General features: G+C 49.4%; 7 protein-coding genes. 2 read left to right on the top strand and 5 right to left on the bottom strand.

The window, feature by feature from the left end; all coding sequences use genetic code 11:
- Nucleotides 1–73: 73 nt before the first annotated feature.
- Both ACIFQM_RS07660 and ACIFQM_RS07655 read right to left on the bottom strand, forming a co-directional pair.
- Nucleotides 74–1012, bottom strand: a complete 939-nt coding sequence (locus ACIFQM_RS07660; protein ID WP_430065209.1) for an alpha/beta hydrolase — start codon at nt 1010–1012, stop codon at nt 74–76.
- A 22-nt stretch (nt 1013–1034) separates the two neighbouring features.
- Nucleotides 1035–2096 carry an LLM class flavin-dependent oxidoreductase gene (locus ACIFQM_RS07655; protein WP_430043046.1) on the bottom strand — a complete coding sequence of 354 codons (1062 nt, stop codon included), beginning with the start codon at nt 2094–2096 and terminating at the stop codon, nt 1035–1037.
- A gap of 370 nt (nt 2097–2466) precedes the next feature.
- Between ACIFQM_RS07655 and ACIFQM_RS07650 the strand changes: the two genes are divergently transcribed.
- Nucleotides 2467–3048 (top strand): TetR/AcrR family transcriptional regulator, encoded by a 582-nt coding sequence (locus ACIFQM_RS07650; protein ID WP_430043044.1) that lies wholly within the window; start codon nt 2467–2469, stop codon nt 3046–3048.
- Nucleotides 3049–3311: 263 nt separating this feature from the next.
- Entirely contained in the window at nt 3312–3758 is a 447-nt protein-coding gene (locus ACIFQM_RS07645) for an N-acetyltransferase family protein (RefSeq protein WP_430043042.1), read from the top strand.
- 115 nt (nt 3759–3873) lie between these two features.
- Here ACIFQM_RS07645 and ACIFQM_RS07640 read toward each other — a convergent pair whose 3' ends face one another.
- From ACIFQM_RS07640 to ACIFQM_RS07630, 3 genes are all read right to left on the bottom strand, one after another.
- Nucleotides 3874–6891, bottom strand: coding sequence for an ATP-binding response regulator (locus tag ACIFQM_RS07640; protein ID WP_430065207.1), 3018 nt, complete (start codon nt 6889–6891; stop codon nt 3874–3876).
- A 147-nt stretch (nt 6892–7038) separates the two neighbouring features.
- Nucleotides 7039–8199, bottom strand: coding sequence for a response regulator (locus ACIFQM_RS07635; RefSeq protein ID WP_430046968.1), 1161 nt, complete (start codon nt 8197–8199; stop codon nt 7039–7041).
- A gap of 418 nt (nt 8200–8617) precedes the next feature.
- A complete protein-coding gene (locus tag ACIFQM_RS07630) occupies nt 8618–12466 on the bottom strand; it encodes a glycosyl hydrolase 53 family protein (RefSeq protein ID WP_430065205.1) in 3849 nt (1282 codons plus the stop codon).
- Nucleotides 12467–12593: the final 127 nt, after the last annotated feature.

Below are 12593 nucleotides of genomic sequence, written 5' to 3'. Positions count from 1 at the left end.
ATCCCGAACTGTGTATTACAAAGGAGCTATCTCCCAAGTCGTTTCAGACCTTTGAAGACAGCCCCTGGATGATTTAAGGATTAAGCGCTCTTGCAATGGCGTCCACATAACCTTGGCTGGCACGCTGGCTTACTTCCGCTTGCGGAACCATCCCTTCAAAGCTGTGGAATGTGCCAGGATACAGATGGAATTCGACGTCTACACCCGCTTGAGCTAGGCGTGCCACATATTCGATCGTCTCATCTCGAAACAGATCGAGCTGGCCTACGCACGTATAGGTCGGCGGTAGCCCCGCCAAGCTTTCCGCTCTCGACGGGACGGCATGTGGGGACACATCGCTATCTTCGGTACGATCGCCCAAGTACATGTTCCAGGCCGCCAAATTGTCCGTCCGGTTCCATGTTGCATTATCGGCCGTAATTTCATGGCTTGACGCCGTAATATTGCGGTCGTCGAGCATCGGATACAGCGGCATTTGGAAGACGAGGGCTGGCCCGCCTTTGTCGCGAACCATTAAAGCAAGCGCTGCGGTCAGACCGCCGCCCCCGCTTGCACCGGCAATCGCGATCCGATCCAAGTCAATGCCCAGCAGCTCAGCTTCGCCCGTCATCCACGTCAAGCTGGCATAACAGTCATCAATAGCAGCTGGGTAGGGGTGCTCCGGAGCAAGTCGATAATCGACCGATACGACGACGCATTTGGCCGCCTGCACGAAGCGTTCGCACAAAGCGTCGTCCATATCAGGATGCCCCATCACATAGCCTCCCCCGTGAATCCACAGCATGGCCGGAAGCTTAGCGTCAGTGCGCTGGGCAGGCTCGTAGATTTTGACCAATATCTCGCCTGCTACGGTTGGAATCATCCGGCTAGTCGTATGTACGTGCTCCGACTTCTCAATGGGAGGACTCGACAAATAGCTTCTGCTCAGTTCTAAATTTTCCTCCAGTTGAAAACCAGGAAATTGTGCTAATATCGGCCTTAATTCTGGCAATACCCGACTTTCAAAATTCATCCGAATCACTCCTGTAATTGAATTATGACCTTTTTTCTGTCTCGGCTTCCCACTTGGCTATTTCTTCCCGAACTCGGGGTGCTACCTCTGTACCTAGCAGCTCAATGGCTCTCATCACCTCGGCATGCGGCATCGTGCTTAACGGAACATACAGCATAAATCGTGTAACGCCTACATTTTTGCGAAGATGAATGATCTTCTGGGCAACAGTCTCGGGATCGCCAACATACAGTGCACCTTCAAAGCTACGCGCGGCATCGTAGCTAGAACGATCATAATGTGCCCAACCCCGCTCCTTGCCCAATCTATTCATACCTGCCATGGTAGAGGGGAAAAATGTATCAGCAGCCCGTTCAGTATTCTCTCCAACAAATCCTATCGAGTGCGATCCAACCTTAAGCCTTGATGCATCATGACCAGCGTGCGCTGCTGCTTTCTTATAAAGCTGCACAAGCGGTGCAAAATCCGTCGGTTTTCCACCAATGATCGCCAGCATCAATGGCAGTCCTAACAGACCTGCTCGGATCGCAGAATCCTGTCTGCCCCCACTGCCAACCCATATAGGTAACGGATTTTGAACGGGCCGTGGATACACGCCCAAATTGTTAATCGCTGACCGATGCCCGCCCTTCCAGGTTACTTTTTCGGACTCCCGTATTTTAAGGAGCAATGCCAAATGTTGTTCAAACAGCTCATCATAGTCGTCCAAGTCATAGCCAAACAGTGGAAAAGATTCTATAAAGGAGCCCCGGCCGGCCATAATCTCCGCACGTCCATTCGAAATACCATCCAGCGTAGCAAAATCCTGAAAAACGCGCACCGGATCAGCTGAAGAAAGCACCGTCACTGCACTGGTCAGCCGAATCCGTTTCGTCTGCGATGCAGCCGCAGACAGCACAACTGCTGGTGAAGCTGCCGAATAATCCTTCCGATGATGCTCACCTACACCAAACACGTCAAGTCCCACTTGATCAGCAAGGACAATTTCCTGGACAACTTCACGCAATCGCTGTGCGTGGCTCATTACTTCACCTGTCTGAACGTCCGGTTTCGTTTCTACAAACGAAGTAATACCTATTTCCATGATCCATCTCTCCTATACTAATAGCTTTCTCTGTCATCAGCTTCAAACTATTATTCCGGTTCTTTTCAAGCAGGTTGATGTGTAGCCTCAGATTAATGCTGCCCTCTATCTACATTGGTTTTAAGTTTCTCGAAAATAACATACCGATTGGTACGATAATTTTCCCAGTAAATATAACTCACACAAACGAATAATGTCAATAAATAAACTTCCCTTGCTAGGATAAGCTAATCCACATTTGACAATATAAACGGCTAATTATAAGATAATATATACTATTTGGTACGCAAAAAAAGACTGCTGACAATTTCACATGATCGGAGTCATTGAGCAATTAAAATAAAATCAAGAGTAACGAGGGGTATTGATTATGGGACGGACCCGCGAATTTGACGAAGAAAAAGTATTAGATGCAGCTATACAACTGTTTTGGGAGAAGGGATATGAGGCTACCTCATTAAGTGATTTAACTTCCAGAATGGCAATTCAACGCCCCAGTATATACTCAGCTTTTGGGGGCAAAAAGGAATTGTTCGAAGTCGCGCTACGCAAATACATGATGTCCCGTGCTTCTCTGGTCCGAACCAGACTTCAAAGCAACCCATCTGTAACAGAAGCATTTCGCACTTTTTTTGAAGGTGTGGTCGATGAGGAATATACAGGAAACCCTAGAAAAGGATGCTTTTGCATCAATACAATGGTCGAACTTGCGCCTCATGATGAGAAATTTGAAATTCTTACAAGGGAACATCAAATGTACCTATCTGTCATATTTCAAGAAACCATTGAACGAGGTATACGATCAGGTGAATTTGAGATTGGGTTAGATGCGAAGGCAGTATCACAGGCGCTAATCGTATCGTTAATTGGACTAACCGTAATGATGAAGTCTCGTCCAGAGCGATCATTTATTGATAATACGATAGAGGTGACACTTACATTGCTTAAATAATTCGGAATGAGTTCAATTTTAACGAATGGGAATCACGATTGGGTCATTCATTTATGATACGGTTCAGCTTAACTGGTTTATCGGCCAAAAACGGCCTATAATTGATAGGGATTAAGCCATCTAACCCTGTATAAACCTATTGGTGGAACGTCGGCAATGGTTGTTAGTATGCGCTGTCCACATTCTCACAGTACACGCCCCTTTGAATATTCATGCTTAATATAGTATAATAATTCAAAATTAATGAAAAAGGAGTCTATTTAATGTCATTTGTAGTAAGAAACGCTGCGCCTGATGATTTACACAGTTTGACCGAGTTAATGTATGAGTACATCGTTGGTTTTTATCAAAACCCTAGGCCACCTGTCGAAAAAATTCATAATTTGATCCAAACCCTTTTTGAACAGCACAATGGTATACAATTTGTGGTAGAGCAAAATGGAGAGTTAATCGGCTTTGCCACATTATTCTTTACATTTAGCACGATGAAAGCAGACAAAATCACAGTTATGAACGACCTTTTTGTAATGGAGCCATTTAGAGATACAGAAGTGGAATTTCAGCTTTTTTTAGAATGCCAAAAGTACTCACAAAATCATGGATATGCTCGCATGACCTGGATCACTTCTACTGAGAATAAACGCGCTCAAATTTTCTTTAAAAAGATGGGTGCCACCCAAGGGAAAGATTGGGTTCACTTTTCTTCATAACAAGGCAGGGTTTTGATTATACAAGGCCATTGGATTAAAAAAACAACCATCGACGACTTGGAACATCGTCAATGGTTGTTAGGGTGGCTTGCTTACTTGCCGCCAATAACTCCGTCTACTTCATCGGAATGACAAAGGACACTGTCGTTCCCTCGCCGGGTTTGCTGTCAATCGACAGTCCTCGACCGTACAGCTGGATCAATCTTCGGTTCGTATTGGAAATGCCAATGCCACCTTTCTCTTTCATGGCGGGATTTAACAGATGAGCCACCATTTCCAGGGACATGCCAATGCCGTTATCTATGACTTCGATGAGGATGCTGTGGTACTGGCGAACCACCCTAAGATGAACAGTACCACCAATTGCTCTGCTCATAAGACCGTGATTCACGGCATTCTCAACCAGCGGCTGGATCGACAGCGGCGGCAGTAACAGGCTAATATCCGACTCTACTTCCCAGACGACTGACAGCTTGTCCCTGAAACGCTCCTTTTCAATATATAGATAAGATTCGACCAGCTCCAGCTCATGGGATAGCACGACCATTTCCCCAGTATTGAGATAATCGAAGCTAATCCGCAAGAAGGACGTGAGAGCTTCTCCCAGCATACGCATCTTCTCCGTGTCGATCTCGCTAAGCACCATCAGCGCATTAAACGTATTAAACAGAAAATGCGGTTGGATTTGCGCCTGCAGATAAGCAGCTTCAATTCTCAGCCTGTCATGGATCGACTGCTTCAGCGTAATTAACGCCCGAATCCGGTATTTGAGCTCTAACGCGTCCGCTGGCTTGGTGACGTAATCGCTTGCCCCTGCCAAAAATCCGGTGTAAATGTCGACGGATTGACTGCGTGCGGTCATCAGCAACACCGGCAGCTCCGACATGGAGTAACGCTCTCTCACCTTCTGTGTCAATTCATAACCAGACATTTGCGGCATCATCACGTCGGCAATCAACAAATCCCATGGTTGCGTCTCCAGCAAGTCCAACGCTTCTTGAGCCGAATAAACCGTCGTGACGTGATACGGCTCCGCCGAAAGGATGCCTACGAGCACATTCAGATTGATCGGATCATCGTCTACCGCCAGAATATAAATCTTTTTGTCCTGCAGCAGAGGCGGAATTCCGTCATGAGCGGCCCAGTTGTGCAGCTCATGATCTGACGCACGGAAGCGGGCATACGTTGGGATCATTGCGGCTGCTTCCTGCTCGGGAAGCAGAACCGTTGGCGGCAACAAAGGGGCTGGCTTGAGAGCAAGCGGCAACTGGAAACGGAACGTCGAGCCTTGGCCCGGTGCTGAAACCACCGATAATGTGCCACCGTGCAATTCGATCAGCTGCTTGCAAATGCTAAGGCCCAGCCCGATCCCTCGACCGTCGCTTATTCCGTATGCCCCTTGCACATATGGCATAAAGATACGCGCTTGCGTCTCATCGTCCATGCCGACGCCAGTATCAGCGACTTCGATCAAGGCATGTTCGCCCTTAACCTTAGCAGAAACAGAGATCGTTCCCTTCTCCGTATATTTGAGAGCATTTTCCAGAAGATTGTACATGATTTGCACAAATCTTTTCTCGTCCAGCATTACGGCAGGCATCGTTTCCGCAATCTCCATTTGCAGTTGGACGGGTTTTCCTTCCGTCATATACTTGAGCATAGCCAATACGCCGGGTACGATCGCTTGAATCTTTAACACCTCAAGCTGTAAGGTGATGCGATGTTCCTGAAGCCGCGCGATGTCGAGCAAATCGTCCAGCAAGTAGGACATGCGCCGGCTAATGGTGCCAAGCAGCTCCATCTCTTTGCGGCTGCTCTCCTCAAGCTTCCCTTTCTCCCTCGCATAGATGGTCCCCGTAATATTCATAATGCCGTGCAGCGGCGTCCGCAGTTCGTGCGAGGTGTTGGCCAGGAACTGGTCCTTCATTTTGTCGACAACTTTCAACTGCTCATATAATTCGCTGATTTCATTGACATTGCGTAAATATTTTTTAAACCAATACGCGGAAAATACCATTACGGCGACCGTGACATCGATCGGATAATAGACGCTCGTCATATCCTTGAACGACTCGATAATGCTCCATGCCAGATTGGACATAATGCTGGCCGCAGTAAACAGCAAGAGATTCACATCTTTGTCACTGTGCTTCTTGAACACCATCGTTCCTACAATCCAAATAAACCAAAAGTACGACATCAAGTAGAATGAGAGAAAAATCTGCAAATCGACTACACTGTTCACGACCCAAGCAGGCCCCACCAGAATAACCACCGTTAGGAGCACAACAACGGCGATATAAGTCTGTAGCCCTCTACTGCGTGGTGGTGCTCCGGCAAACTTTCTGTAGACCAGCAGAATGGATAAATTCTGATACAGCAGCATGATCGTTCTTAGCTTAATCGCCCACTCATAGTTGGCGGGCAGCCACCAAAACAACACCTTCTCGTGACCGCTGAATATCGCGATGCCAGTCGACAAATAGATCAAGCCCGTGATCAATAGAGAGCGGTCTTTGGGGTTGTACATGTAGACGATACAAGCATATAAACCATGCAGCAGAATAATTAAGACGGCTATTAATTGGAACCCGATCGAATACCAGCTCATGGTATCAATCGCCGTCTGCGAGCCGAACCGTATGGAGCTCACAATCCCTCCGGAGAAGGGAGCGTCATAGTTGGCTACGCGTATGAGCAGTTCGATCTCTGTCTTCCCTTTTCCCCAATAGGAGAGCTTATACGGAACGTTATTCGGGGTGTACTCGCTTGCTATTGCAGAGACGCGACCGGCTCCGCCCAAGACGGTGCCATTGATTTCGACTTCCGAAGAAGCCTGAATGCCTTTTTTAATCCAGAACGCGACAGGCTGCTTAAGGGGATCGGTCATAATACGCAGCCGGTACGTTCCATACCCGTAGGAGGTATTGGAATCAGGATTTAACGTTTCCCTCCAGTCCCCCGGTACTGAAATGCCGTGAACCTCGTGATCCTCCGATTGAATTTGTTGACGGGTCAGCAGCTGACGGGGATAGAACTCCCATTGTCCGTCCAAGGTTATCGGTGAGGAGTCCTTAAGATCCGATCCTCGCAAGTCGACGATCCCGTCGACGGCGCGGAAAGACTTCTCCACCGGAAAAACTTCCGACCAAGCCCATCTCAGTCCCGAGAGAATACTAAGCAACAAAAGGATGAAAATGATGTTACGACAAGAGGTTCTGGATGGAATTAGTCTATTCATACCGTGACAGTTCGACAAAAGCCGGAGTTATTCCTTTATTTATACTACGAACGACGAGGCGGTATCCTGGGACTTCCACTGCTCATACCAACGGGTAATGTCGGCGCTAATCGGCAGTTCTAACTCGCGTTCTATTCTCTCTTTCAGAATCAAATATTGTTCTTCTACGTCGACAGGATTGCCAGCGGCGTGATAGAGCTTCATCAACGAAAAATAGCATTCTTCCTCGTCTGGACATATTCGTTGAATGCGTAGGTTCACTTGGATGGCTTTGTCCAACGATCCTTGCTGCTGGTAAAACTCGCTTAGTCTATTCATCTGGTACAGCCATAGTAATCGCAAGCGTTCCCGTTCATGTTCCGCCCACAAGTATCCACAATCTCCAAGGTAATCACCCGTGTACATCCCAAGCACGCACTCATAAGCGTCGACGGTACGCTCACCCATGACGCCCAATTGCTTCATCTCATATTCCCATATATTAATATTTACACGCGCTTCTCCAATTTCAAGCTGGTATCCAGCTTCTAAATCTCCGGCGTGAATGGATACCGTTTCCATACTATGTTTTTTTAAGGTTTGACGAATATAATAAATGGCCGTATAGAGATTCTGCGCTGCCTTTGCCTCCTCAACATCCGGCCATAACAATTCAAGCAACACACTACGGTTAACCATCCGGTCCCGATGATGGAGCAAATAGGCAAACAATTCTTGTGCCTTACTTGTCCTCCATTTAACGTTTTGAAACTCCATACCGTTCGGTTTGAACTGAATCCGATTGAAACAGCAGATCAAAGGCGAGTTCGTATCCGGCCGTTTCATCAAGACTTTCATGTTCAGCTTCTCTTTTATCCGTATAACAGTATTTCGTAAACGCTCTCTTTGCACTGGCTTCATAATATAGTCCAGGGCATAAAGTTCAAAAGCGCGCACTGCATACTGATTGTAACCGGTCACAAAAACAATTTCGATGCCCGGAGCGACTGCCTGTATCTGCATACCAAGTTTTAAACCGTCGATCTCGGGCATTTGTATGTCCAGGAATACTACATCGGGCCGATGCTCTAATACGCCTGTAATAGCCTCTTTTGGATTCGAGAACGCGGCCACAATCTCTATATCACTTATTTCACTTTCAAGTATTTTTTGAAGCCCGATCAACGCTAACGGTTCGTCATCAACTAATAGGACTTTCACAGAGGACCTCCTGAACAAGAGAGATAGTATATAAAATAACGAAGAAAAAAATAGTTACTTACGACATGGCTCAGTTTAACGGTTTATCGGCTAAAAACGACCTGTGATGAATAGGGATTAATCTTAGTATTAATTGCTTCCATAGGCTACGCTTGGCTTTCCTTTCATCTTGTAGATTCATTCATTAGCATTAATATCATTATATCCGAATCCCCTACGTACATTGTAAACCTTGTTAATAATTTTTTGATAAATTGTCCGCTTTGAGAGGTAAAAAAGAGCAAGAGCATCTTCTACTCCGAAGACGCCCTTGCTCCAATACTGATCTAGATACGATGGACTTCCAACCAGAATGAACGGGACATGCCCAGAATTAAGATCAAACGGGGGACGCTAAGCTTCGCTTACCAGTAATATCCTAGCGAATGCGGGTTGTTGCTGCGGCAATGTCCCCGAAAGCCCAATGTCCGACCGGGACATCTGACCATCTGGACGAGTCAGCGAAGGATATCGGCTCTCTCTTCCATACCCGATTGAACATAGTAACCGCCTCTGCCCGGCTCAGAGTCTGATCCGGCTGGAAGCTGCCGTCCGGCATGCCATGCATATAGCCAGCTTGCTGCACCCGTGCAATATCATCTTTCGCCCAGTGTCCGGTCGTATCCGGGAAGGTAGCCGAAGCTGCTCCGTTCAGATTCTTCCAGCGTGCCAGCACTGTCGCCATCTCCGCTCTAGTGATCGGACGCTCCGGTGCGAATGTGCTGCTGTATCCCTTCATCCATCCGGCCGTTGTCACGGTATCAATCGCTTCGGCAGCCCAGTTCTGCCCAGCAACATCCGTATAGCTGGCGCGATTCTGCGATGCTGACGATTCCACCAACGGCTGCTCCGATCGGTTAACAGCCAGACGAAACAGAATCTCTGCCAGCTCCGACCGTGTCATCCTACGCGCCGGTTGGAATGTCCCATTCGGGTAGCCTTGCATATACGGCTGCGAATGCTCACTCTCCTGCTCTCCGCCTACGCTCGCGATCTGCTTGTTCAGATGCAGTACCGTAAAGGTGCCGAACTTGTTTACACTAAAACTAAGTCCTGCCGGGTGGTTACCGTCCCACAGCAGGGTCGGCTGCACCAGCTCCCTGGTGCCGTCGCTATGCTCCACATACACAGCCAGATTGCTCAGGAAAGCCTGGCGTTCTTCGGCAGAGTTCGGCAGCGACTGCTGCGGCAGTGGCAGCACCAGTTCTACTGACTGCCCCTGCAGATTCGTCTCGATCAGCATCGGTCGGCCGATAACACGAACTTCACCCTGTTCGGCTGCTGCTTGCACGAGGCTATTCTGTTTTGCCCGTTCCGCTATCGCCTGGATTGCGGCTTCACTCTTTAGCGGACTGAGCGTAAACTGACGGTTCCCGTCCATCAAACCGAGCGTTGATGGGGACAGGATCAGACGGGCATGGTTAGTGTATACTTCCAGACCGACCCCCGCATTCGCCAGCGTCTTCGCCGTATCCTTTGGCAGAGCGAATTCAAGCTCGGAGACTTCATCCTTTGAATCAGGCATCACCAGTCGGACGCTGGAACGTCCTTCGGCCTTCACGCTGCTCAATGCCTCCCGTGCCTGAGCAGCTCCATAGCTGACCCGGTCTTTTTTCGTCCCGTCGGACAGCGTTGTCCGCTGAATGATGACATTGGAGAGCATAGTACTGCTGTTCTTGCCGCCGTCCACACTGACTGTCACATTCTCGCTCTGTACGGCAGATATACTGCCGCCACCAGTAGACAAATTTTTGGAGGAATCTTTGCCCGGTGCTGCCTCTACATCCCGGACGAACGTCAGATAGAAATCATCCAGCGATCCCCACGCCCCGCCGTCTGCCTGGATGGAAGCACCCACCGTCAGCTTGCCGTCGGTTACCCGTATATCGCGAATGACCGGCTGATTCCACTGTACCCAGCCATTTACACCAGTATCTACCTTATCCTCCTTACCACCGGTCGCGGCAAACAATTTCATTTGCGCGTTCTTCGCATCGCCGCCCTGAATCGACATCGAGAGGTCGTAGTAGCCGGGCTTCAAACCGTAGACCGCCTGTTCCACTTGGAAATGGACCGCATCCGTCGAATAGAAATGCAACGAATACTGGCCCGACTTCGCATCAGAGGCTTTGTTCTGGTAGTCAGTGTGCGGTGTGCTTTCGGCACCGTAAGTAATCTTCCACATGCTTAGATCGCTCAGTTCAAAGCCGCCGTTCACCAGCAGATTCGGCCGACGAATCTCCAGCACCGCCTGCGCCGGATAACCTCCTTTGGCTGTCCCGTTAATCACGTAGCTGCCCGCCCCCTGACTCACCGCTTGCGCTAAGGCCGCCTGATCCCACTCCACAGCAAGCGTTCCGGTGCTGCCGTCGTTATACGTCACGGTGACCGAATGTGGCAGCGAGATGTTCTCGCCCGCGTTGACCGTTAATGTTACCGCTTGGACCTCATCGACCTGGAGCGAAGCAACCGCTCCTGTGTTGACGTAGTTAAACACCTTCAGCGAAGGAAGTGGATGACCCGTAAAGTCAAACAGCGCCTGATTGTCTACCGCGCTGCCGCCATACCATTTGCCCGCATCGTCAGGGTCATATTCCGCAGCATAGCTGGCCGCCCAGCCGGAACCATATTGTTCCCATAGCTGCTTGTTCTGCTCTACATTTGCTTGTGTTCCTACCGGCAGCCAGGCTGGCTCCCAATAAAATACACCAATGCCTGCATCGCCTACCTTGGACACCGCTTCAATGACATTACGGACCGACGTGGCCTGCCCCTGAACACTAATCGGATAGTCCAGCGTCTGTCCCGAGCTTGCCGGGGCGGAATTCCCATGTCCATCGCCATCCTCAGATGTATAGGCATAGGACGTTTCCGCCACCATCACTTTTTTACCATACGTATCTGTTACCTGCTTCAGCACTGCTGTGAGATTGCTCAGTGAACCGTGCCAGAACGGATAATACGAGCTGGCAAACACATCATAGTCCACATGGTTGTCCGACAGTGCCTTCGCATAGGAAGCATAGCGGCCCGGCGTCTCCGGGTTGGTAAAATGCAGTGCCACGAGAATATTCGGATCGACGGCACGCACCGCCTGGCTTCCCTTATTAAATAAAGCACTAATCTTCGTCCAATCCTTCTCTCCGATAAACGACTGGTTCGTCTCATTGCCGACCTGCACCATCCCCACATCTATGCCCTGATCGAGCAACTGCTGAAGGCTGTCCCGGGTATAGTCGTACACCGCCTGTCCCTTGTCAGCAAAACTCAGATTCTGCCAGGCCTTCGGCACATGCTGCTTGCCCGGATCGGCCCAGAAATCGGAATAGTGGAAATCCACCAGCAGCCTCAGCCCGTTGTCGGTTGCCCGCTTACCGATTTCGATCGCTCTGGCCAGATCGTTGTTCCCGCCGCCATAGCCGTTACCTTTTGCATCATACGGATGATTCCACACACGCACCCGGACATAGTTTACGCCGGATTCCTTTAGCGTCTGGAATATATCCTGCTCTGTGCCTTGCTCGTTATAGAAGCGTACTCCACTCTGCTCCAGGGAAAGAATACTGGATATATCGACACCTTTGATAAAATCAGACTTCAATCCTTCGACCTTCTTTACGAAAATATCCGCTGCCACCGGGTGGGTCGTATCCGTGCTGGCCTGCTTTAAGGTAAGGCGGTCCAGATAGCCCCACGCAGCCGCAGCGCCGCTGATCCTCGCCCCAATGACCAGATCGGAAGTCTGCTCGGTCAGCACGAATTTCAAGGTCACGCTTCCCCATTGGTTATAGCCTGACGTTGCCACCTCACTGCTCTGATCGGTACCTGCGAATACCTGTACATGTCCCGCTTCGGCATCGGCGCCGCCCATCGATTGCACCGACAGCTCATAACTGCCTGGCTGCAGCGTCGGAAGCTTCTGGCTGACCGTGACCTGCTGGTCCGTCGGCGCCGCGTCGTTGATCCAATACTTGAGTGCATACGTATCTTCAGACGGCGTAATAAAAGGATCACTGGCATAGGCATAATGCTGAATATCCACCTGATTCCAATCTGATGCTTCCACCTGCCACGATTGATCACTCCAGAAGTCCGTCTCGAATCCCCCGTTTACGACTGCCGAGGCACTGGCCGATTCTGCCGCCACCGCTGGTGTCAGCCGCATCGGCCACGAACTGAACATAATCGCCACCACCAGCAGCCACCATGCCTGTCTCTTTCTTCTCATCTCTCTGTCCCCTTTCTTCAACCCCGAATACCATAAACGATTCCGTTTTATGTGAAGCGCTTACATAATTACTTTGATCACTATATCAGACACCTATGATCGGAAACATGGGAGGATTGCAACATTT

This window comes from Paenibacillus sp. NRS-1782 (genome assembly GCF_050467685.1).
GTDB classification, from domain to species: Bacteria; Bacillota; Bacilli; order Paenibacillales; family Paenibacillaceae; genus Paenibacillus; species Paenibacillus terrae_A.
Note: the sequence above shows the minus strand (reverse complement) of the source record. Positions and strands in the feature narration are given on the sequence as shown.